The organism is Naumannella cuiyingiana (assembly GCF_013408305.1).
In the GTDB taxonomy this organism is placed as follows: domain Bacteria; phylum Actinomycetota; class Actinomycetes; order Propionibacteriales; family Propionibacteriaceae; genus Naumannella; species Naumannella cuiyingiana.
This window is the reverse complement of record NZ_JACBZS010000001.1, coordinates 2320141-2342224: the sequence shown is the minus strand read 5'-3', so window position 1 is coordinate 2342224 and position 22084 is coordinate 2320141. Positions and strand designations below refer to the sequence as shown.

22 protein-coding genes are annotated in these 22084 nt (G+C 71.3%); 11 read left to right on the top strand and 11 right to left on the bottom strand.

What is annotated here, in order from left to right:
• Positions 1-46 precede the first annotated feature (46 nt).
• A complete protein-coding gene (locus GGQ54_RS10840; protein WP_179445400.1) occupies positions 47-835 on the bottom strand; it encodes an MOSC domain-containing protein in 789 nt (262 codons plus the stop codon).
• Positions 836-912: 77 nt separating this feature from the next.
• Between GGQ54_RS10840 and cysS the strand changes: the two genes are divergently transcribed.
• Genes cysS through GGQ54_RS10820 form a run of 4 tightly spaced genes read left to right on the top strand, consistent with a single transcriptional unit; the run spans position 913 to position 6218 of the window.
• Positions 913-2322, top strand: a complete 1410-nt coding sequence (gene cysS / locus GGQ54_RS10835) for a cysteine--tRNA ligase (protein WP_179445399.1) — start codon at positions 913-915, stop codon at positions 2320-2322.
• Positions 2323-2324: 2 nt separating this feature from the next.
• Positions 2325-3263: a 23S rRNA (guanosine(2251)-2'-O)-methyltransferase RlmB gene (gene rlmB, locus GGQ54_RS10830; protein WP_179445398.1), complete on the top strand. Its 939-nt coding sequence runs from the start codon at positions 2325-2327 to the stop codon at positions 3261-3263.
• Positions 3260-4723 carry a polyprenol phosphomannose-dependent alpha 1,6 mannosyltransferase MptB gene (mptB, locus tag GGQ54_RS10825; RefSeq protein WP_179445397.1) on the top strand — a complete coding sequence of 488 codons (1464 nt, stop codon included), beginning with the start codon at positions 3260-3262 and terminating at the stop codon, positions 4721-4723. The genes rlmB and mptB overlap by 4 nt, the downstream gene beginning before the upstream one ends.
• Before the next feature lie 52 nt (positions 4724-4775).
• Positions 4776-6218, top strand: a complete 1443-nt coding sequence (locus GGQ54_RS10820) for a glycine hydroxymethyltransferase (protein WP_281370114.1) — start codon at positions 4776-4778, stop codon at positions 6216-6218.
• A gap of 42 nt (positions 6219-6260) precedes the next feature.
• Here GGQ54_RS10820 and GGQ54_RS10815 read toward each other — a convergent pair whose 3' ends face one another.
• Positions 6261-7955: a DUF2207 family protein gene (locus GGQ54_RS10815; RefSeq protein WP_179445396.1), complete on the bottom strand. Its 1695-nt coding sequence runs from the start codon at positions 7953-7955 to the stop codon at positions 6261-6263.
• A gap of 232 nt (positions 7956-8187) precedes the next feature.
• Between GGQ54_RS10815 and GGQ54_RS17065 the strand changes: the two genes are divergently transcribed.
• Both GGQ54_RS17065 and ispF read left to right on the top strand, forming a co-directional pair.
• Positions 8188-9258, top strand: a complete 1071-nt coding sequence (locus GGQ54_RS17065; RefSeq protein WP_179445395.1) for a neutral zinc metallopeptidase — start codon at positions 8188-8190, stop codon at positions 9256-9258.
• A gap of 12 nt (positions 9259-9270) precedes the next feature.
• Positions 9271-9750, top strand: coding sequence for a 2-C-methyl-D-erythritol 2,4-cyclodiphosphate synthase (gene ispF, locus GGQ54_RS10805; protein WP_179445394.1), 480 nt, complete (start codon positions 9271-9273; stop codon positions 9748-9750).
• 9 nt (positions 9751-9759) lie between these two features.
• Here ispF and ispD read toward each other — a convergent pair whose 3' ends face one another.
• Positions 9760-10455, bottom strand: a complete 696-nt coding sequence (gene ispD / locus GGQ54_RS10800) for a 2-C-methyl-D-erythritol 4-phosphate cytidylyltransferase (protein ID WP_179445393.1) — start codon at positions 10453-10455, stop codon at positions 9760-9762.
• 5 nt (positions 10456-10460) lie between these two features.
• A complete protein-coding gene (locus GGQ54_RS10795; RefSeq protein ID WP_179445392.1) occupies positions 10461-10946 on the bottom strand; it encodes a CarD family transcriptional regulator in 486 nt (161 codons plus the stop codon).
• A gap of 143 nt (positions 10947-11089) precedes the next feature.
• Between GGQ54_RS10795 and GGQ54_RS10790 the strand changes: the two genes are divergently transcribed.
• Positions 11090-11671, top strand: a complete 582-nt coding sequence (locus GGQ54_RS10790; protein ID WP_179445391.1) for a hypothetical protein — start codon at positions 11090-11092, stop codon at positions 11669-11671.
• 9 nt (positions 11672-11680) lie between these two features.
• Here the strand turns inward: GGQ54_RS10790 and GGQ54_RS10785 are convergent, their stop codons facing one another.
• The 3 genes from GGQ54_RS10785 to GGQ54_RS10775 are packed head-to-tail and all read right to left on the bottom strand — an operon-like array spanning position 11681 to position 14605.
• Positions 11681-12640, bottom strand: a complete 960-nt coding sequence (locus tag GGQ54_RS10785) for a ribose-phosphate diphosphokinase (RefSeq protein ID WP_179445390.1) — start codon at positions 12638-12640, stop codon at positions 11681-11683.
• A 10-nt stretch (positions 12641-12650) separates the two neighbouring features.
• Positions 12651-13328, bottom strand: a complete 678-nt coding sequence (locus GGQ54_RS10780; RefSeq protein ID WP_179445389.1) for a response regulator transcription factor — start codon at positions 13326-13328, stop codon at positions 12651-12653.
• Complete coding sequence (locus tag GGQ54_RS10775; protein WP_218844132.1) at positions 13325-14605, bottom strand: sensor histidine kinase; 1281 nt, start codon at positions 14603-14605, stop codon at positions 13325-13327. The genes GGQ54_RS10780 and GGQ54_RS10775 overlap by 4 nt, the downstream gene beginning before the upstream one ends.
• Positions 14606-14794: 189 nt before the next feature.
• On the opposite strand from GGQ54_RS10775, the gene phoU reads away from it, so the two are divergent.
• A complete protein-coding gene (phoU, locus tag GGQ54_RS10770) occupies positions 14795-15454 on the top strand; it encodes a phosphate signaling complex protein PhoU (RefSeq protein ID WP_179445387.1) in 660 nt (219 codons plus the stop codon).
• 1 nt (position 15455) lies between these two features.
• Here phoU and GGQ54_RS10765 read toward each other — a convergent pair whose 3' ends face one another.
• Positions 15456-16202, bottom strand: a complete 747-nt coding sequence (locus GGQ54_RS10765; RefSeq protein WP_179445386.1) for a phosphoglyceromutase — start codon at positions 16200-16202, stop codon at positions 15456-15458.
• A complete protein-coding gene (locus tag GGQ54_RS10760; protein WP_179445385.1) occupies positions 16199-17086 on the bottom strand; it encodes an EamA family transporter in 888 nt (295 codons plus the stop codon). Before GGQ54_RS10760 ends, GGQ54_RS10765 begins: the two co-directional genes overlap by 4 nt.
• A 62-nt stretch (positions 17087-17148) precedes the next feature.
• Between GGQ54_RS10760 and GGQ54_RS10755 the strand changes: the two genes are divergently transcribed.
• Both GGQ54_RS10755 and GGQ54_RS10750 read left to right on the top strand, forming a co-directional pair.
• Complete coding sequence (locus tag GGQ54_RS10755; protein WP_179445384.1) at positions 17149-17727, top strand: TetR/AcrR family transcriptional regulator; 579 nt, start codon at positions 17149-17151, stop codon at positions 17725-17727.
• A gap of 29 nt (positions 17728-17756) precedes the next feature.
• A complete protein-coding gene (locus GGQ54_RS10750; RefSeq protein WP_179445383.1) occupies positions 17757-18500 on the top strand; it encodes an SDR family NAD(P)-dependent oxidoreductase in 744 nt (247 codons plus the stop codon).
• Between the two features lie 4 nt (positions 18501-18504).
• Here GGQ54_RS10750 and GGQ54_RS10745 read toward each other — a convergent pair whose 3' ends face one another.
• Together GGQ54_RS10745 and GGQ54_RS10740 are read right to left on the bottom strand one after the other, a co-directional pair.
• On the bottom strand, positions 18505-20295 hold the full coding sequence (locus tag GGQ54_RS10745) for a hypothetical protein (RefSeq protein WP_179445382.1): 1791 nt from the start codon (positions 20293-20295) through the stop codon (positions 18505-18507).
• A 144-nt stretch (positions 20296-20439) separates the two neighbouring features.
• Positions 20440-20940 (bottom strand): type III secretion system chaperone family protein, encoded by a 501-nt coding sequence (locus tag GGQ54_RS10740; RefSeq protein WP_343045933.1) that lies wholly within the window; start codon positions 20938-20940, stop codon positions 20440-20442.
• A 72-nt stretch (positions 20941-21012) separates the two neighbouring features.
• Between GGQ54_RS10740 and GGQ54_RS10735 the strand changes: the two genes are divergently transcribed.
• The gene (locus GGQ54_RS10735) at positions 21013-22083 is read left to right on the top strand and encodes an inositol-3-phosphate synthase (protein ID WP_179445381.1); all 1071 of its coding nucleotides are present in this window, start codon (positions 21013-21015) and stop codon (positions 22081-22083) included.
• Position 22084: the final 1 nt, after the last annotated feature.

Genomic DNA, 22084 nt, shown 5'->3' with positions numbered 1-22084 from the left:
GGACTCCTCTCCAACGTCAGCAACGCCCCCGCCCGCGCCCCGGTTCCTATCCGAAATGGAACCGAGAAGCCTTGCCAACAAGCGGCTCCCGCACGCGCACCGCGTCGCCGACGGCCACCCGCCCGGGCCGGGCCACCGCGCAGTCCAGGCCGAAGTACACCTCCGGCCCGCGGCGCCGGTAGCCCGCCAGCGCCCGCATCAGGGCCCCCTCGGGCCGGCCGCGCTCGCCGATGTCGATCACCGCACAGCGCGGCACCGGCCCGCGGATGATCAACTCCGCCGAGCCGACCGCGAGCCGGGCACCTGCCGGTAGCGCCTCCAGCTCCGGGCCGGCGGCATCGTCGACGGTCAGGTTCGCGCGGAATCGCTCGTCGGCGACCGGTCCGCCGATCCGCCCCGACAGCTCGGCGAGCGCCGAGGTGGTGACGAGGGTGACGGCGCCGGAATAGACGATGGCGCCCGGCTCGGCCCGCGCCAGCACCACCGGCCGGTCCAGCAACGCCCCTACCGCCGCGGCGTGAGCGGACCCGACGGTCTGCAGCCGCGCCGCCCGACCCCAGTAGTCGGCGACCAGCTCCCCCGTCTCGACGAGCTCGTCGCGCACGCGGCGACCTCCGGGGAGGTCGAGCTCCAGCACCGGATCGTCCCAGCGCGCGCGGACCGCGACCAGGCCGGGATTCTCCACGGTCCGCAGCACGCGCCCGCGCTCGGGGTCACAGAACGCCAGGGCGCGGTCACCGAGGACGCCGGCCGAGCCGATCCCGGCCGCCGGCAGCGACTCGTGCCGCGTCCCCTTGACGGCGGCCCGGCCGACCCGGACCACCCGCCCGCTCATCGGTGACACCAACCCTGCAGCACGCCCGCCACAGTAATCCGCGCCCCGGGCCGCGGCCGCGTCGATAGGCTGGGCCGGTGACGTTTCGCCTCTACGACACCGCGACCCGCGAGGTCCGTGACTTCGTGCCGCTCGAACCGGGCAAGGTGTCGATCTACCATTGCGGGCTGACCGTGCAGTCGGCGCCGCACCTCGGCCACATCCGCAAGGAGGTCGTCTTCGACGTGCTGCGGCGCTGGCTCACCCGCCAGGGCAATGACGTCACCGTGATCGCGAACGTCACCGACATCGACGACAAAATCCTCGCCAGGTCCGCGCAGGTCGGCGTGCCGTGGTGGGCCCATGCGTACCGCTTCGAGCGCGAGCTGCACGACGCGTACGCGGCGCTCGGCTGCATCCCGCCCACCTATGAGCCCCGCGCCACCGGGCACATTCCCGAGATGATCGAACTGGTCGGCACGCTGCTGGAGCGCGGCCACGCCTATGTCGCACCCGACGGCTCGGGCGATGTCTACTTCGACGTCCGGTCCTGGCCCGCCTACGGCGAGCTCTCGCGGCAGCGGCTGGACGAGATGGAGCCCGCCGCCGATGCCGACCCGCGCGGCAAGCGCGACCCGCGCGATTTCGCCCTGTGGAAGGGGCACAAGGAGACCGAGCCGCAGACCGCGTCGTGGCCGTCGCCGTGGGGCCGGGGCCGGCCGGGCTGGCACCTGGAGTGCTCGGCGATGGCCGGGAAATACCTCGGTGATGCGTTCGACATCCACGGCGGCGGCCTGGACCTGCGCTTCCCCCACCACGAGAACGAGCTCGCGCAGTCCCGCGCCGCCGGGCGCGAGTTCGCGCGCTACTGGATGCACAACGGCTGGCTCACCGCGGCCGGGGAGAAGATGAGCAAGTCCCTCGGCAACGGCGCGCTGGTCAGCGAGGTGGTCAAGCGCTACCCTCCGCGCGCGGTCCGGATGTACCTGGCGCAGCCGCACTACCGCTCCGCGGTCGAGTTCTCCGACGACTCGCTCGCCGAGGCAACGGCCGCGCTGGAGCGCATCGACTCCTTCCTGGACCGGGCCGGGGAGGTTGCGCCCGCGGCAGAGCTGCCGGAGGCGTTCGTCGCGGCGATGGACGATGATCTTGGTACGCCGAAGGCGTTCGCCGTGCTCTATGAGACGGTACGCCAGGGCAATGCGGCCCTGAATGCCGGCGACGACGCCGCGGCGAGCGCCCGCGCCGGCGAGGTCCGCGCCATGCTGGAGGTCTTCGGGCTCGACCCGGCGGATCCGGCCTGGGCCGGCAGCATCGCGCCGGCCGACGATCGGCTCGGCACGATCGTGGACGAGTTGATCAACCAGTTGATCACCGAGCGCGCCAGGGCCAAGGCGGACAAGGACTTCGCCACCGCCGACGCGATCCGCGACCGGCTCACCGGGCTCGGCGTCGAGCTCACCGATACCCGCGACGGGACCGCCTGGTCGCTGGCGAAGGAGGGGTGATCATGGCCGGCAATTCGGCGCGCCGCGGCGCGGTGCGGAAGAAGGGCAAGGGAAATACGGCCGGTTCGGGCGGGCGGGTCCGCCGCGGCCTGGCCGGCAAGGGCCCGACCCCGAAGGCCGAGGATCGCGTCTATCACAAGGCGCACAAGGCGAAGCTCGCCGCGAAGAAGGCCGCGCCGGCCCGGCGTAACCCGAAGGCCACGGGCGCCGAGTGGATCTTCGGTCGGAACCCGGTGCTGGAGGCGCTGGAGGCCGGCGTACCCGTCCAGGCCGGATACGTCGCCGAGGGGGTCGAGCGCGACGACCGGCTGGCCGACATCTTCCGGTTCACCGCCGATCATGGGATCTCGCTGCTGCAGGTGACCCGCGCCGAGCTGGACAAGATGACCGGGGGCGGCGTGCACCAGGGGGTGGCGCTGAAGCTGCCGGAGTACCGCTACGCCCACCCCGACGACCTGCTCGATGCCGCGATCACCGCCGAGTCCCCCGGCCTGGTCGTCGCGCTGGACTCGATCACCGACCCGCGCAACCTCGGCGCCATCGTCCGCTCGGCGGCCGCCTTCGGCGCGAGCGGCGTGATCATCCCCGAGCGCCGGTCCGCCCAGCTCACGGCCGCGGCCTGGAAGACCTCGGCCGGCGCCGCCGCCCGGCTGCCGATCGCCCGGGCCACCAACCTGAACCGCACCCTCGCCGCCTTCGCCAAGGCCGGGTTCACCGTCGTCGGCCTGGCCGGCGAGGACGGCGCGACCGACATCGCCGAGGTGCCCGGGCTGGACGGGCCGGTGGTGCTGGTGGTCGGCAGCGAGGGCGACGGCCTCGCCCGGCTGGTCCGCGAGCACTGCGACACGCTCGCCTCGATCCCGATCACCACCGATGTGGAGAGCCTGAACGCCGGCGTCGCGGCCGGCATCGCCCTCTACGAGATCGGCCGCCACCGGTGAACGAGCCGGCGGCCGCCCCGGTCGGCCGCCGCCGAGTCGAACTGATCGCCGCGACGGCGCTGGGCGCGGCAGCCACCGCCGCGCTGTCGGTGTCGATGTACGGCTATCTCGCCGATGCCGATCTGTGGCTTCGCTACCCGCTCGGTCGGGCCCTCGCCCGGCTGACCGGGTCCGGCCTCAACTTCGGATTCGCGTTCTGCGGCATCCTGGCGCTGACCGCCGCCTGGCTCTGGCTCGGCCGGGTCCGGCCGGCGATCCGCGAGACGATGCTGATCCTGACGATCTGGGCCTTGCCGATGATCTTCGGCCCGCCCGTGCTCAGCCGCGACGTCTACCTCTACGTCGAGCAGGGCTGGCAACTGCTCACCGGGGCGAATCCGTACACGACGGGCCTCGGGCAGGGCGGCCCGACCGCCGCGATGGTGCAGCACTGGGTCGGCACGACCGCCGTCTACCCGCCACTCACCCTGCGCATCCAGCAGCTCGTGGTGACCATCGCCGGCGCGGACGGCTACGCCAGCGTCGTCGGGATGCGGGTGCCCGCGCTCGCCGCCACGGTCGCGCTCGCCCCGATCTGTGCCGCCCTCGCCCGCCGCGTCGGCACCTCCCCGGCCCGGGCGGTGTGGTGGGCCGTGCTCAACCCGTTGACGATGGTCCACCTGGTCGGCGGCGCCCACAACGACGGCCCGATGGTGGCGGTCGCGGCGCTGGCCCTGCTGGTCGCGTACCGGGGAACCGCCGGCTCGTTCGTCGCGGCCGCGGCCCTGGCCGGGGTGGCCGGCGCGCTCAAGCAGCCCGGCCTCCTGTTCGCCGTCGCGGTGGCGCTGATCATGCTGCAGCGCCTGGACCTCCCCGACCGCCGCCGGCGCTGGCTGGCCGGCGCCGGCCTGGTCGCCGGCGCGATCGCCATCGCCGCGCTCGCCTTCCTCGCCGTCAGCGCGCTGTGTGGCCTGGGCAACGGCTGGCTGGGCACGCTGTCGGTGCCCGGGTCGGTGGTCACCTTCACCCCGGCCGACCAACTCGCCGCGCTGATCCAGCAGGTCGGCGCGGCGGTCGAGATCGAGGTACCGGACGACCTGCGCCAGCGGCTGGTCTGGCCGGTCCGGGTGGTGTTGCTGATCGCTTTGGCGTTGCTGATCCGGCGCTATCGCCGCTCGCCGATCATGCTCATGCAGAGCGCGATGCTCGCGTTCACGCTGGCCGGCCCGGCGATGCGCGGCTGGTACTACCTGTCCGGCATCACCCTGCTCGGCGTGGCGGGCTCGCGCCGGGTGCTGGCCGTCGGCACCGGGATCATCGTGATGACGCTGACCTCCGAGGGCTTCCAGGAGACCGCGCGGGTGGCGTACCCGCTCGGCTCGGGGCTGTTGGGGCTGACCCTCGGGGCGCTGGCGGCGGTCGCGGCGTACCCGTGGCTGTGGCCGCGCGAGACTCCGGGCGAGCGTCAGCGCGTGAGCTAGATTTGCGGGCGTGACGAACATCGCCGAGGCCCCCAATTCCACCGCGGACGCGCTGCCCGAGGTCGACGTCGCCAAGGCCGGCGAGGCCTACCGCGCCATGCTGTCGGTGATCGGCGCCGTCGAGCCGCGGATCGCCGACGCCATCCGCGCGGAGCTGACCGACCAGCGCGGCTCGCTGAAGCTGATCGCCAGCGAGAACTACGCGTCGCTGCCGACGCTGCTGACGATGGGCAACTGGCTGTCCGACAAGTACGCCGAGGGCACCATCGGTCACCGCTTCTACGCCGGCTGCCAGAACGTCGACACCGTCGAGGCGACCGCCGCCGAGCATGCGCGGGAGCTGTTCGGGGCGGAGTACGCCTATGCGCAGCCGCACTCCGGCATCGACGCCAACCTGACCGCGTTCTGGGCGATCCTCGCCCACCGCGTCGAGCAGCCGGCGCTCGCCGAGCAGGGCGCCAAGAACGTCAACGAGCTCGACGAGGGCGCCTGGGAGGCGCTGCGCAAGCAGTTCGGCGACCAGCGGATGCTCGGGATGAGCCTGGACGCCGGCGGCCACCTCACCCACGGTTTCCGGCCCAACATCTCCGGCAAGATGTTCCACCAGCGTTCCTACGGGACGAACCCGCAGACGCAGCTCGTCGACTACGACGAGGTCGCCCGGCTGGCCCGGGAGTTCCGGCCGCTGGTGCTGATCGCGGGCTATTCGGCGTACCCGCGGCGGATCGATTTCGCCAGGATGCGCGAGATCGCCGACGAGGTCGGCGCGACGTTCATGGTCGACATGGCGCACTTCGCGGGGCTGGTCGCGGGCAAGCTGTTCACCGGCGACGAGGACCCGGTGCCGCACGCACACGTCGTCACCACGACGACCCACAAGTCCCTGCGCGGGCCGCGCGGCGGCCTGGTGCTGGCCACCGAGGAGTACGCCCCGAGCGTGGATCGCGGCTGCCCGCTGGTGCTCGGCGGCCCGCTGTCGAACATGATGGCGGCCAAGGCGGTCGCGCTGGCCGAGGCCCGCAGCCAGGCCTTCCGCGACTACGCGCACGCCGTCGCCGACAACGCGCAGTCCTTCGCCGAGTCGTTGATCAGGCGCGGGGCGACGCTGGTCACCGGCGGCACCGACAACCACCTGGTGCTGCTCGACGTGAGCGGGCTGGGGCTGACCGGTCGGCAGGCCGAGTCGGCGCTGCTCGATGCGGGCATCGTCACCAACCGCAACGCGGTGCCGAACGACCCGAACGGCGCTTGGTACACCTCCGGCGTCCGGTTGGGTACGCCCGCGCTCACCTCCCGCGGATTCGGCGCGGACGAGTTCGACGTCACCGCCGAGATGATCATGGACGTGCTGGCCAACACGACGCCGGTGACGGCCAGCACGGGCAAGCCCGGCAAGGCGAAGTACGACCTGGCCGACGGGGTCGCCGAGCGTACCCACGCCCGGTCGGCCGAGTTGCTGGATCGGCACCCGCTCTACCCGGGCCTGGAGCTCTAGACGCTGGAGCTCCCGGCACTGGAGCTCGGGGCACGAGGCGGGTCAGCGGGAGAAGAGCTGGCCCGCCAGGCTGACCAGGAAGTTCCGCAACGAATCCGGCAGGTCCCGCAGGTACCAGGTGTCGGGGGCGTGGTACCACGACAGATCGGTCGGATCCGGCTCGTCGGGATCGTCGTCGGCGGCGACCATCGCATCGACCCAGCGCTCGGCGCCGCCGAGAACCACGGCATAGGGCAACAGCTTGGAGATCGTCGCCAACTCCTTGCCCTTCGGCGCCTCGTCGGTGGGCCGCGTCTGCAGCTCCCCCGCCAGCACCTCGAGGCCGCGCAGGGTGGCCGTGCCCTTCGGCGTGCGGGCCGGCATCTCCTGGGCGACGAACAGCAGGCCCAGGCCGAGCAGGATCGCCGCCAGGCCGACCAGGCCGAACGTCGTGAACGCGGCGAGCACCGCCGTCAGCGCCACCGCGCCGACCAGGAAGATCAGGGCGCCGCGGTGCCAGACATTGCGGATCGAGTCCGGTCGGCGCTCGTACCAGCCATTGGCGACCATCTCGCCGTAGAGCTCCGACTGCACCTCGGCGATCGCGTCGTTGACCCGCGACCCGACGTTGGAGACCAGCACCTCGGTTCCGTCGGCCGGAGCGACGGCGTCCAGCAGCCGACGCTCATAGGGCTGCAACGAGTCGTCATCGGCATCGTCGCGGCGGGTGAACGACCAGTCGGCGGCGGCATAGGCCGACCGGGCCGGCAGCTCGGTGATCAACAGGTGGCCGCGGACCGCCAGGTCGACCACGGTCGCGACCACATCGATCGGGTCCACCCGTTCGTCGACGAGCGAGCCGACCTCGCCCGGCCGCACATCGCTGGTCACCCGGAAGTCGGCCTCGCCCTTGCCGACCGGCACGAACTCGGCGACCGCGATGACCTTGGTCCCGCCGGCCCGGTCGACGCCCGTGCGCCGGTGCAGCAGATAGACGGCGATCCCGCCGAGGGCGAGCAGCGCGGCGGCCAGGCCGAGCTGCAGCGGCCCGGCGCTGAACGCCCGGCCGAGCGTCCACCGGTAGTCCAGTTGCTCGTTCACCTCGACCGCTCCCGGCGGGAACAGCACCTGCACCGTGACCACCTCGCCCGCGCCGCGCGGGCCGTCGGTGAACGTCGGCACCGGATCGGCGCCGGTGCCACCGGAGAACGACCGGCAGCTCGCGGTCGCATTGGGCGGGCCGGCCTTGCAGTCCAGCGAGCGGAACAGCCCGGGCACCCGGACCTCGCCGGTGATCTGGCCCACCGGGACGGACAGGCCCTGCAGCATCCGCCAGGTCAGTTGCTCGCCGTCGATGCGGCCCTGCACCGCGCCGGCGACCCGGTAGGACATGGTCACCGGACCCGTGACGCCCTCGGTCGGCACGACGATCTCGACCGCATCGCCCACCGGGTTGACCCGCGGCGCAAGGTCGCGGTCGCCGGCCCGGGCGGTGACATCGCTGATCGTGTACACGTAGTCGGCATCGCCGACGGTGCTCTCCCGGGTCGCGATCCGCTGGGTCAGCTCGGCGGGCGGCGAGCCGTCGAAGGTCAGGGTCTGCTCGACGTTCAGCAGCCCACTGGGCTCCAACCGCGCCTGGACGTCCATCGTCGCCACATCTCCCGGTGCCGCCTGGGCGGGCAGCAGCGCCACGAACCAGGCGAGCAGTGCCAGCGGGATCAACAGCCGGGCACGTCGGGCACGCTTCGCGATCACGTCATCCTCCGGGTCGGGCCGGCGGCCGCCGAGCACGGCCGCGAGAGCTTTCGGGTCACCCTACGACACCCGGCGGTCGCGGGCACCGCACCATTCTGACGCTCGCGCGTCCCGGAGCTCCGGCGAATCGCGCCCCGGCGCGGCGCACCCGCCGGGCGATGCGGGCGAGAGTCACCCGGGTGCGCCGGGCGTACCCGTCGCGCGGGGACCCACCGCGGTCTAGGGTGACAGCGTGAGCCAGTACCCCGGTTATCCGCGACCTGCGCCCGTCGCCGCGCGCGGGGCGAGTCCGGCCTACGGCGGCGCGCCGTGGGGCCCGCCGACCGGCCCGCGGCCCGGCGGGTACGCACCGCCGGGCTTCCCCGCCCCCCAGGCGCCGCGCCCACGGCGCCGGGGCCCCTGGGGCGTGGTCCTCGGCGCGGCCCTGGTGCTCGGCATGATCGGCCTCGGCGTACTGATCGCGAACTCGCTGTTCGGGCAGGCGTCGACCGTGCCGTACGCCAATGAGGACTACACGCCGCCGCCGGTCGAGCAGCCCGACGACATCCCGGTCCCGGAGACCTACGAACAGCTCGACGAGTTCCTCTACGCCAACCCGGTCAATGCCGAACGCGTCGCCTCGCCGATCCGGTGTGAGATCAACCGCGTCGATACGCGCACCGCGTCCGACCCCGAGCTGGAGGGCCACTTCAATGCCCTGATGGGCTGCGAGATGACCACCTGGGACCGGACCCTGGAGTCCGCCGGCTGGCAACTCTTCCGGCCGCCGGTGACGATCTACGACACCCCGATCCAGACCCCGTGCGGCGAGATGCCGCAACGGAACGCGGCGTACTGCGCGGCGAACCAGCAGCTCTACTACGCCAGCGACCTGCCGAATCAACCGGGCATCGAGCAGGAGGCGAGCAATCCGACCGCGATGGATCTGGTGATGGCGCACGAGTTCGGCCATGCGCTACAGGGACGAACCGGTCAGTTCGCCGCGGCCACCATCTTGATGCAGGACGCCTCGAAGGAGGACCAGTTGCTGATGAGTCGCCGGATCGAGACCCAGGCCGATTGCTATGCGGGTCTCTATCTCGCCTCGGCGGCGCAGTCCACGCCCTACACCCAGGAAGACTTCGACAACTTCCTGAACCTCGCCGAGCAGCTCGGTTCGGACAATCTCACCGGAGATCCGGACATCCTCAGCACCCACCCGCGCGGCGAGGCCCGCCGCTACTGGGTGCAGACGGGGCTGTCCACGACCGAGATCGGCAAGTGCAGCACCTACAACGTCAGCGACGAGCGCCTGACCAACTGAGTTCGGCGCACGATGATCATCCGCAGCGGCATCGGCACCGATGTGCACCGCCTGGTCCCGGGGCGCCCGATGATCATCGCGTGCCTGGACTTCGCCGGTGAGGCCAGTGGCCCGGAGGGTCACTCCGACGGCGATGTCGCCGCGCACGCCGCCTGTGACGCGGTGCTCTCGGCGTGCGGGCTGGGCGACCTCGGCAGCAACTACGGCACCGACGACCCGGCCTGGTCCGGCGCGGCCGGGCGAGCCTTCCTGGCCGAGACCGCGCGCCGGGCGACCGCTGCCGGCTTCGCGATCAGCAATGTCGCGGTCCAGGTGATCGGCAACCGGCCGCGGATCGGCGCCCGACGGTCCGAGGCCGAGGCGGCGATGAGCGCGGCGCTCGGCGGCGTACCGGTCTCGGTGTCCGCGACCACGACCGACGGGCTCGGGTTGACCGGACGCGGCGAGGGCATCGCCGCGATCGCGACCTGCCTGGTCACCCGCCGGGACTGAGAGCGGCGATCAGCCGCGTGCGACGAGGATCGCCTCGGCCATGATCAGGTCCGCCGGCGTGGTGATCTTGAGCGAGTCGGCAGATCCCTCGACCAGACTCACCGGGTGGCCGGCAGCCTCGCAGGCCGCGGCATCGTCGGTGACCACCAGGCCGGCATCGAGCACATGTTGGTGACCGGCCCGCAGCGCCTGCGGTGCGAATCCCTGAGGGGTCTGGACCGCGCGCAGGCTCGCCCGGTCCACCACGGCGCTGGTCCGCCCGGCGATCCGGCGGATGCTGTCGGCGACCGGCACGGCGGGCACCACGGCATCCGCCCCGGCACGCACGGCGTCGATCACGGCCGCCACCACCGCGGGCGGCACCAGCGGCCGCGCAGCGTCGTGGACCAGGATCGGCCCGCGGGCATCGGCCAGGCGGGCCAGGCCGAGGCGTACCGAATCCTGCCGCTCGGCGCCGCCGACGACCAGGTCCACCGGCACCGGGGCATCGCGCAGCGCCTCCGCGAAGGACTCCTCCCGCCCGGCCGGAACCGTGACCACCGCCCGCACCACCCCGCCCGCCGCGAGCGCGGCGACGGCATGGGCGACCAGCGGCCGACCGGCGAGCTCGACCAGCGCCTTCGGTCGGTCGGCCCCGAACCGGACGCCAGAACCGGCCGCCACCACGAGGGCGACGGCCGGTCCGGAACTGGATCGATCGGACAACCGGATCAGGAGGCGAGGACCTCGTCGAGCATGGTCTCCGCGCGGTCCTCCTCGACCTTCTCGGCCAGGGCCAGCTCGGAGACGAGGATGCGACGAGCCTTGGCCAGCATCTGCTTCTCACCGGCGGACAGGCCGCGATCCTTCTCGCGGCGCCACAGGTCGCGAACGACCTCGGCGACCTTCATCACATTGCCCGAGTGCAGCTTCTCGAGGTTGGCCTTGTAGCGGCGCGACCAGTTGGTCGGCTCCTCCACATGGGGTGCGCGCAGGACGGAGAACACACGCTCCAGACCATCGGCATCGACGACGTCACGAACTCCGACGAGGTCAAGATTGCAGGCGGGGACCCGGACAACCAGGTCAGTTTGTCCTACGATGCGCAGGACGAGATAGAGCTTGTCCTCTCCCTTGATCTGGCGGGTCTCGATATCTTCGATGACGGCCGCCCCATGATTGGGATAGACAACCGTCTCACCGACGTTGAAGGTCATGTTCTCTTGTACCCCTTTCCCGACCGCCATTCTAGCACGCGTCATCCGACCCGACTCCGGCGTTTGCGCTAGCCAGAAGGCATTCGGGCGGTCCGGCGAGGGTTGACACGACGAGCCGGGTGTGCCTGCGCTAGGCTGCGCCGGTGATCTCCTCGCGCTCCCCGATCGCCCGCGGGGTGGCCGCCGCCGCGCTCGCCGTCCTGCTCTCCACCGGCGTCGCCGCGTGCACCAGCGACCCCAGCCGCAAGCCCCCGACCCTCGGCGGCGGCGTCAATCTCAACGTCGGCGCCGATGGCGCCGTGAAGGTGCGCAACCTGTTGATCGTCACCCGCGACGGGGAGCAGGGACTCCTCGACGGCGCGGTGACCGGAACCCAGCCCGACGAACTGACCAGCGTCAGCGGCCAACTGATCGACGCCGACAACAACCCGGCCCCGGCTCCGCTCCCCTTCACCGGCGGACCGATCGAGGTGGCCCCCACCGCCCTGACCCAGCTCGGCGGGCCCGATGCGTTCACGGTCTCCGGCGACCTGCCGCCCGGGCTGACCATGCGCGTCACCCTCAACTTCGCCACCGCGGGCCCGATCACCGCCGATGTGCCGATCATCGACGGCAACAACGCCGACTACCGCACCGTCGCCCCGGACCCGAGCGCCTCCGGCACCCCGGAGGCGACCACATCGGAGACGCCGGAGGCGACCCCGGAGGCGACCCCGACGTCCTGAGTCGGCCCCTCAGCCGTACTCGGGATCGTCGGAGAACAGCGAGCTGACCGATTCGCCGCGGTTGTGGCGGCGTACCGCCTCGGCGAACAGCGGCGCCACCGAACACACCTCCAGGCGTTGCGGAGTACGCTCCCCCGTCAGCGGCACCGTGTCGGTGCTGACGATGCGGCCGATGTCGGGCTCGGCATCGAGGCGGGCGACGGCCTTGCCGGTGAACAGGCCGTGGGTGGTCGCGATCGAGATCTCGCGCACCCCCTCCTCGCGCAGCTTGCCGATCAGTTCGATCATGGAGCCGGCGGTTGCGATCTCGTCGTCGATGATGATCACCCGTTTGCCCTCGACGTCACCGACGATCCGGTCGATCACGACCGTGTCGTCGCCGAGCCGGCGCTTCGAGCCCGCGGCGACCGGAAGATCCAGCAACCGGGCGAACTCGCTGGCCACCTTGGCGTACCCGAAGTCCGGCGAGACGACCACGGTGTCCGACAGGTCCTTGTCGCGGAATGCCGAGGCGAGTTCGCGGATCGCGGTCAGGTGATCGACCGGCACCGAGAAGAAGCCGTGCACCTGCTCCGAGTGCAGCGTCATCGTGATCACCCGGGTCGCGCCCGCGGCGTGCAGCATGTCGGCGACCAGGCGCGCGCCGATCGAGATCCGCGAGTCGTCCTTCTTGTCCGAGCGGGCATACGCGAAGTGCGGGATCACCGCGGTGATGTGGTTGGCCGAGGCACCACGGGCCGCGTCCAGCATCAACAACAGCTCGACCAGGTGCTCCTGCACCGGCGGCACCAGCGGTTGGACGATGTAGACATCCTTGCGGCGGCAGTTCGCACCGAGCTGGACCCGTAGGCAGTCGTTGCTGAAGCGGGTGATCCGGGTCGGCGACAGCTCGACTCCGAGCAGTTCGCACATCCGCTCGGCGAACTCGGGATGGGCGCTTGCGCTGAATACGGTGATCTCGTCGGTCACCCGCGTCAGCCTAGCCCTCGAACTTGTAGCCCAGGCCGCGGACGGTGATCAGGTAACGCGGGTTCGCCGGGTCCGGTTCGATCTTGGAACGCAGCCGCTTGATGTGCACATCGAGCGTCTTGGTGTCCCCGACATAGTCCGCACCCCAGATCCGGTCGATCAACTGGCCGCGGGTCATCACCCGCCCGGCATTGCGCAGCAACATCTCCAGCAGCTCGAACTCCTTCAACGCCAGTCGGACCTGTGCGCCGTCCACCGACACGGTGTGCCGCTCGATGTCCATCCGGACGCCGCTCGACTCGACCACATCGGGCACCAGCTCGACCTCCTGGCCGCGCCGCAGCACCGCCCGGATCCGGGCGACCAGCTCGCGATGGCTGAAGGGCTTGGTGACATAGTCATCGGCCCCGATCTCCAGGCCGACGACCTTGTCCACCTCCGAGTCGCGCGCCGTCACCATGATCACCGGGACCGATCCGCGCTGCCGGAGCTGACGACAGACCTCGGTGCCGGGCAGCCCCGGCATCATCAGGTCCAACAGCACGATGTCGGCACCGCCGCGGGCGTACTCGGCCAGACCCTCCGCCCCGTCGGCTGCCTCCGCGACCTCGAAGCCCTCCTTGCGAAGCATGAAGGCGATCGTCTCGCGGTAGGACTCCTCGTCCTCCACGACGAGCACTCGGGTCATCGGTTGGCCTCCTGGTTGGTGCTGTCGACGAGCGGGCGGGGTACGGCGGGCTCCTCGTCGGACTGGCGGATCTCGCCGCTCGGCGGCGTGCCGACCGGCGGCTCGTCGGCTCGCGGTGCGGACTCCGCCGACGCCACGCCGGAATCGGTGATCGCGGGGATCCGCACCGTGAAGGTCGACCCCTGGCCGACCTTGCTCCACACCGTCACCTGCCCGCCGTGGGCGGCCGCGATGTGCTTGACGATCGACAGGCCGAGGCCCGTGCCGCCGTTGTCGCGGCTGCGGGCGTAGTCGACCCGGTAGAAGCGCTCGAAGATCCGTTGCGCCTCGCCCGGCGCGATGCCGATCCCGTTGTCGCTGACGGTCAGGTCCACGACGTCGTCGTCGCCGTCGAGCGCCTGCCGGGCGCCGACCGTGACCCGGGCACCGGGATCGGAGTAGCTGACGGCGTTCTGCACCAGGTTGCGGATGGCGGTGGTCAACTGGACCCGGTCGCCCAGCACCACCAGCCCGCGCCGACCGGTGACCGTCAGCGCGACATCGCGGCGATCGGCGTCGACGCGACAGGAGTCGACCGCACTGGCCAGCACGTCGTCGACCTCGACCTCGTCCGCGGCGAGCAGCGGATCGTCGGCCTGCAGCCGGGACAGTTCGATGATCTGCGAGACGAGCTCGCCGAGGCGCTGGCTCTCCCGCTGCATCCGGCGGGCGAAGTTGGCGACCGCCTCGGGATCGTCCGCGGCATCGGCGACAGCCTCGGACAACAAGGCGATGGCGCCGATCGGGGTCTTCAGCTCATGACTGATGTTCGCGACGAAGTCGCGGCGGGTCTCCTCCACCCGGCGGGCCGCCGTGCGGTCCTCGGCGAGGATCACCACCAGCTCCGCGCCGAGCGGCGCCGTGCGTACCGACAAGAACTGTGACGGGGCGCCCCGGCCCCGGCTCAGCTCCAGGTCGATGGCCCGGATCGCGCGCGTGGCGCGTACCTCGCGTACCTGCTCCAACAACTGGGGCACCGCCACCCGGCTGCCGCGGACCAGGCCTAGCGTGCGGGCCAACGCACTGGAGCGCAGCACCTCGTCGTGCGGGCCCACGACGACGGCCGCCGACCGCAGGATGCTCAGCACCTCCGAGACACCGTCGGGCACCTCCGGCTCGGGGGATTCGAGCAGCGCCGGCGGCGTCTCGATGGCCTCGATCGCCGCCAGCCGACGGCTGACGTACCAGCCGATGACGGCGCCGATGAGGAGACAGGCACCGCCGACGAGGACATACAGCACGAGACGATGGTAGGCCGACCGGGCGGCCCGGAGGCTCCGGGCTAGACTTCGGGGCGCCTCGGCACCAGCCGTTCAGCGACAGTTCACCGCGTGTTGGTCTGCTGCGTTGTCGCTGTCACTGCGCTCCCCTACCTTTGCTGGTCTGCGCCCCGTGCGCCCGAAGAACGCGACCCAGGAGGAAACCCCATGCGCGACACCTATCGCGAGCAGCTCGACGCAGTTGTGAATGATCTGGTGAAGCTGTCGCAGATGGTCTCCACGGCGACCCGCAACTCGAGCCGCGCGCTGCTGCAGGCCGACATCCAGCTCGCCGAGCAGGTGATCTCCGACGACGCCCAGATCGACAACCTCGCCGCCGATCTCGAGCAGCGCTGCTTCGCCCTGCTGGCGTTGCAGGCGCCGGTGGCCGGCGAACTGCGGACGGTGGTCGTCGCCCTGCGCCTGCTGGCGGACCTGACGCGGATGGGCGACCTCGCGGCGCACGTGGCGAAGATCGCCCGGCTGCGCTACCCGGAGCACGCGGTGCCGGCGGACCTGGAGCCGAACTTCTCCCGGATGGCCGATGTCGCGATCAAGATGATCCACGAGGCCAGCGATGCGCTGCGCAATCGCGACACCGAGGAGGCGCGCCGGATGGCCGCCCGCGACGAGGAGATGGACGACCTGCGCTCCAGCCAGTTCCGGTTGATGCTGGCCGACAACTGGGAGCACGGCGTGGAGGCCGCCGTCGACGTCGCGCTGCTCGGCCGCTACTTCGAGCGGATCGCCGACCACGCGGTGACGATGGGCCGCGAGGTCATCTACATCGTCGACGGCGAACTCTCCAGCGAAGAGATCTGGTCCTGACCTACTTCTTCCCCTGGTTCGCGACGGCCGTGATGGATTCCGCCGCGGCCTCGGGATCGAGGTAGCGTCCGCCCTCGGTGACCGGCCGCATGTCGTCGTCGAGCTCGTAGAGCAGCGGGATGCCGGTCGGGATGTTGAGCTGCGGGATGTCGGCATCGCTGATCCGGTCCAGGTGCTTGACCAGCGCGCGCAGCGAGTTGCCGTGCGCGGCCACCAGCACGGTCTTCGTGCGCAGGTCGGGCACGATCTCGTCGTACCAGTAGGGCAGCATCCGGACCACCACATCGGCCAGGCACTCGGTCAGCGGCCGGGCCTCCGGCGGCAGCCCGGCGTACCTCGGATCGTCGAACTGGGAGAACTGCGCATCGGGCTCGATCGGCGGCGGCGGGGTGTCGTAGGAGCGGCGCCAGATCATGAACTGCTCCTCGCCGTACTTCTCCCGGGTCGCCGACTTGTCCAGGCCCTGCAGCGCGCCGTAGTGCCGCTCGTTGAGCCGCCAGGACCGCTTGGTGGGGATCCAACTGCGGTCGGCGGTGGCGAGGGCGGCGTTCGCGGTGGTGATCGCCCGCTTCAGTACCGACGTGTGCACGACATCGGGCAGCAGATCATTCTCGGCCAGCAGCTCGCCGGCGCGGATCGCCTCCGCCCGGCCCTTGTCGTTGACGTCGACGTCCACCCAGCCGGTGAACAGGTTCTTGGCGTTCCATTCGCTCTCGCCGTGGCGCAGCAGGATCAGCTTCGCGGTCATGGACGGAGCCTAGCGAGACCGCGGTCTGCGCCGGCATCTGGTTGTTCGCCCCGCGGGACGGCGATCGCGACCGCGACCAGGGCGATGCCGAGGCCGGCGAACTGCGGCAGGTCGGGCCGCTGACCCAGCATCAGCCAGGCCCACAGCACGGTCACCGGCGGTGTCAGGTAGAGCAGCGTGCTGGTCACCGTGGCGCCCAGCCGGCGCAGGCAGGCGAGGAAGGTGGCGTACCCGCCGATCCCGGAGATGATCACCAGCCAGGCCAGCGCGCCGGCCAGCCGCGGACCGGGCTCGAGCGCGAACTCGCCGGCCGCGAGGGCGTAGGCGGTGAAGACGCCGGCCGACAGCACCACCTGGATGCACAGCCCGGTGAGCAGATCGGTACGCGGCCGCCAGCGCCGCTCCAGCAGCGCCGCGCCCGACAGGCCCGCCAGAGCGACCACGGGCAGCGCCAGCAGCCAGCCGGGCCCGCCGACCCCGCCGACGGTGATGGCGACCGCGACCAGACCGAGCCCCAGGCCGATCATCATCCGCGGGCCCAGCCGGTCGCGGAAGGCGACGGCGCCGATCACCGCCACCAGCATCGGCTGCAGCGCGCAGACCAGCGCGACCGTGCCCGCATCCACCCCGGCCGAGGAGGCGCCGAAGACCGCACCGAGGAAGATCACGTGCGCGAGCAGGCCGAGCACGCCCTGCTGCACGAGTTCGGACGGGCGCACGCGCACGGCGCGCGGCGCCACGATGGCGACCAGCAGCGCGGCGGTGATCAGATAGCGCCAGGCCAACAGACCCGCGGGCGGCGCGAGACCGGCCGACCACGCCGCCCCCACGAACCCCGAGCTCCAGCAGACGACGAACGCGGCGGCGAGACAGATGCGCTTCACGGTCGGAGGTAACCATACCGGTCTGTATACTCGCAGTGCACCCACGCCACCGGAGGCATTCCATGATCGACGCCGTCGCGCTCGCGCCCCCACCCGTCGCGGACAGCACGCCCGCCGGCGAGCGCGTGCTCGCCACCGCCGGCGACCTGTTCTACCGGGTCGGGATCAACCGCGTCGGGGTCGACCTGATCGCCGACACCGCGGGCGTCACCAAGCGCACGCTCTACCAGCGCTTCGGATCCAAGGACGGGCTGGTGACCGCCTATCTGGACCGGCGACGGCACCGCTGGCAGACCCATCTGCTGTCGGAGCTGGGCACCGCCGACGATCCGGCCGTCGCGGTACGCACCGTGTTCGCCACCGCGGCCGCGTGGGCCCGCGACAACCCCCGCGGCTGTGCCTTCGTCAATGCGTGGGCCGAGATCTCGGCCAGCCCGGAGCATCAGGCCCTGGCGGTGATCCGGGAGGAGAAGCGCTGGATGCGCCGGCTGTGGCGACAACTGCTCGGCGACGACCGGCTGGCGGAGTCGGTGCATCTGCTGTACGAGGGCGCCCAGACCCTCTACACGATCCTCGGCGCCCCCGGCGCCTTCGACGACGCCGCCCGGGCCGCGCTCGAGTTGGCGGGGGCTCGGAGCTGACGCCGGGCCGCGGTTGCCATGATGTGGCCATGGACGAACAACGACTGGCCGTGGTCACCGGGGCGAGCAGCGGGATCGGCGAGGCATCCGCGCGGTCGCTCGCGGCCCTGGGCTTCCGGGTGATCTGTGCGGCCCGGCGTACCGATCGGATCGCGAAGCTGGCCGAGGAGATCGGCGGCCTCGCGGTCGAGTGCGATGTGACGTCCGACGGTGACGTCGAGCGGCTTGCCGAGGCCGTCGGCGAGCGCCTCGACCTGCTGGTCAACAACGCCGGCGGCGCGCTCGGCCAGGAGCCCGTCGCCGAGGCCGACCTCGACGCCTGGCAGACGATGTATGCGACCAATGTGTTGGGCACCGCGCGGGTGACCAAGGCGCTCCTGCCGGCGCTGCTGCGCGCCGAGGGCGAGATCATCTTCGTCACCTCGGTGGCCGCCGACGCCGGCTACGAGGGCGGCGCAGGCTACTGCGGCGCCAAGGCCGCCGAGCGCTCGATGGCGCAGTCGATGCGGCTGGAGCTGTACGACCAGCCGGTCCGGATCTGCGAGCTGGTGCCGGGGATGGTGAAGACCGAGGAGTTCTCGCTGACCCGCTACGGCGGCGATCAGGCGAAGGCCGACAAGGTCTATGCGGGCGTACCCGGACCGCTCGTCGCCGAGGATCTGGCCGAGTGCATCGCCTGGATCGCCACCCGGCCGAGGCACGTGAACATCGATCGGATGGTGGTACGCCCGCGCGCGCAGGCCGCCCAGCACAAGGTCTACCGGGTGAGCTGAGGCCTCACTGCTGGCGTCGGCAGACCATGTCGCCGACCTTGGTCGGCAGGTCGTCGCCGGTGACCTTGATGTAGTAGTTGCGCCACTGGTTGAACCAGTCGAGATTCGAGGTCTCGGTCCAGCCGCCGGAGCGCCAGATCATGTTCGCCAGCTCGGCGTCGTTGGGATACCTGAGGATCCGCAGGGCCTCGGCCTCGGCGGGCTCGTTGAAGGTCTCGTCCAGCCACCGTGGGTTGTCCTTGAGCACCCGCTGGAAGTCGGCGAGCCGGGGGGCGCTGCCGAGTTCTGGCCGGTCGATGCCGCGCTTCTTCAGCGACGCGGCCAGGATGGTCGCGGCGTCGATCCGAACCTGCTGCAGCTCGCCGGCGTTCAGGCTGAGGACCGCGTTGTAGGAGCCCGGCGGGATCTCGGCGCGGTCGTCGCCGTAGGCAAAGTTGTAGTTCTCCACCTCGTCGGCAGACAGCCCGGTCTGGCGGAACTGGAACCGGGACTTCTCGGGTACGCGGGCGCCGCTGGCGTCGTACTCCTGGACCTGGGAGTAGGTGTCGGGCCCGACGCGGCGGGTCACCTCGTCGACCTGGCGCCCGTCGGAGTACACGGTCACCAGCACCGAGTGGTCCTCACCGTCGGTGGTCGACTTGGCGCCCTGATCCCCCGCCTTGACCTGGACGCCGTTGCGGCGCGCGTACTCCGACCCCATCACCTGCGCAATGTTGCTGACGCCCGGCTCGTCGCTCGTCGGCAGCTTGCCGCCGAAGACGGCTGCGTTGTAGGCCCGGCGCCCCTCGGGGGTGCCGAGGTCGAACTCGGCCTGCCGCATCGCCTTGTCGGTGACCTTGCGGCTGTCGAACAGCCCGAGGTTGTAGCTCGGCGTACCGAAGCCCAGGGAGACGGCCTGCTCGACGAAGTCGGTGCTGCCGACCATCACACGGACCTTGTTCTCCCCCGGCTTGCTCGGCGGCAGCTTGGTCACCGCCACCGTGGCGCCCGAGCCGGAGCCGTCGGTCTCGTTCGCGACCAGACCGCGGTAGGCGGCGCTTGCGCCGACGGAGGTGTAGAACTCACCGTCCAGATTGACCGTGCCGCCCGGCGGGATGTTGTCGGGATCGAACGGGTTCGGCGGGATCCCGTCGGTCAGGTTCGGGGTCGAATCGGTCGGGCCCGAGTATCCGTAGGTGGTACGCCGGCCGGTGTTGAAGTCGAGCTTGACCCCGACCTTGCCCAGCTCCGCGGCCTTCTCCGCGCTCACGCCGCGCTGCCCCTCCAGCACGATCGACATCTTCTGCGAGTTGGTGGCGTCGCCCTCCACCTTGGCCGGATCGATCTTCACCGTGATCGACGTGGAGTCCTTGATCGGTCCGCGCCTGGCCGGCTTCGGCGTCAGCTTGACCTCACCCGGCGGCAGGCCGGGCCTGGTGGAGCCCTCCGCGGGCCGGCAGACCGGGCTGCGCGGCGGGACGACCTTCGGCGGATCCATCGGCGGGCTGTTGCCGTCCGGACGCCGGTCGCGGGGCCGGTCCCGATCATCGGGCGGCTGGGCGCCCGGGGGCTCACCGGACGGCGGCGGGGCCACTGAGGAGTCGGGCGCGCAGGTGGGCGGCTCGCCGCCGGCGGCCTGCGCCATGGCGCCGGTGGCGCGGCAGTAGAGGCCGGCGAGCGCGTTGCTCGGGCCACCGATCATGGTCAGCAACAAGACGACCACGAGCCCGGAGGCGGCCACCATGCCGACCGCCTCCAGGCTCGCCGCGCCGGAATCGGCACGAGACGACGCCGTGTGGTTGCGATCCTTGATCATTCTCGCCACCACACCCCTCCCGAGACGCATCGCCCTCGCCGAAGATAGGGCACGGCCGCGGGTACAGGACAGGGCCAGCAACGGAATTGGGCCGGAATTGGGCCCAGCATGGGGTCCCCGGGCCCACCGCGCCCGCGGGCGGGGTCAGTCCTTGGGCCTCAGATGCTCGAATGCGGCGAGGTTGAAGGTGGGCTCGCCGCGGTCGAGCCGCCAGCGCCACTCCTTGCGGATGGACTCGGCGAAGCCGAGCTCGAGGATGGTGTTGAACGAGTCGTCGGCGGTCTCGGCCAGCTCGCCGAGCAACGCGTCCACTGCCTCGGGGGTGACCATCGCGAGCGGCAGGCTACCGATCAGGTGGATGTCGCCCAGCCGGTCGGTCGCGAACGCGATCCCGCGCAACCGCAGATTGCGCTGCAGCAGCCAGCCATAGGTGCCGGCCAGGTTCTCGTCGGGGCGACGGGCGACGAAGGCGCGCGCCTGCATCGAATGCCGGCCGACGACCAGCGCGACCTCGGTCTTCAGCTTCCGGGTCCCGGGCAGCGTGACGGTGAAGCCGCTCTCGGTACGCCCGGACTCCAGCTCCAGGCCCGCCAGCGCGGCCGCGATGGCCTCCGCCGCCGCCGTCATCGCTGCCGTTTCGGTCACGAACGCAGGCTAACGCGACCGGGCGGCTAACATGTGCAGGCCCCGACGGGACGCGCACAGGCTGGAGGACCATTGAGCATTCGTCTGGCAATCGCCGGCGTCGGAAACTGCGCCAACGCCCTGATCCAGGGGCTGAGCTACTACGCCGACGCCCGCGACGAGGACTTCGTGCCGGGCCTGATGCACACGCGGCTCGGCCCGTGGCGGGTCCGCGACATCGAGCTGGTCGCGGCGTTCGACGTCGTGCAGGGCAAGGTCGGCGCCGACACGGCCGAGGCGATCTGGGCGCCGCCGAACGACACCCTGCGCTTCGCCGACGTGCCGCCACTCGGGGTGGAGGTGCTGCGCGGGCCGACGCTGGACGGGCTCGGCCACTACTACCAGGGCACCGTCGAGGAGGCGCGCGGCGAGTCGGTCGACGTGGCGCGGGTGCTGCGCGAGACCGGCGCGGACGTGTTGATCAGCTACCTGCCGGTCGGCTCGGAGGAGGCGACCAAGAGCTATGCCGAGGCCGCGCTCGACGCGGGGGTGGCATTCATCAACGCGATCCCGGTGTTCATCGCGAGCGATCCGGCGTGGGCCAACCGATTCCGCGAGGCCGGCGTACCGATCATCGGTGACGACATCAAGTCCCAGCTCGGCGCGACGATCACCCACCGGGTGCTGGCGCGGCTGTTCGAGACCCGCGGGATCCGGATCGACCGGACCTATCAGCTCAACGTCGGCGGCAACATGGACTTCAAGAACATGTTGGAGCGCGAGCGGCTGGAGTCGAAGAAGCTGTCCAAGACCCGGGCCGTGACCAGCAATATCGACATCGACCTGCCGGCCGACGATGTGCACGTCGGCCCGAGTGATCATGTGCCGTGGCTGACCGATCGCAAGTTCGCCTTCGTCCGGCTGGAGGGTCGCGGGTTCGGCAATGCGCCGGTCAGCCTGGAGTACAAGCTGGAGGTCTGGGACTCGCCGAACTCGGCCGGCATCGTGATCGACGCGGTACGCCTGGCCAAGCTCGCCCGTGATGCCGGGCTCGGCGGCCCGATCGATGCGGCGGCCTCGGCATTCATGAAGTCGCCGCCGATCCAGCTACCGGACGATGTGGCTCATGATCAACTGGAGAAGTTCATCGCCTCGGCGAGCTGAG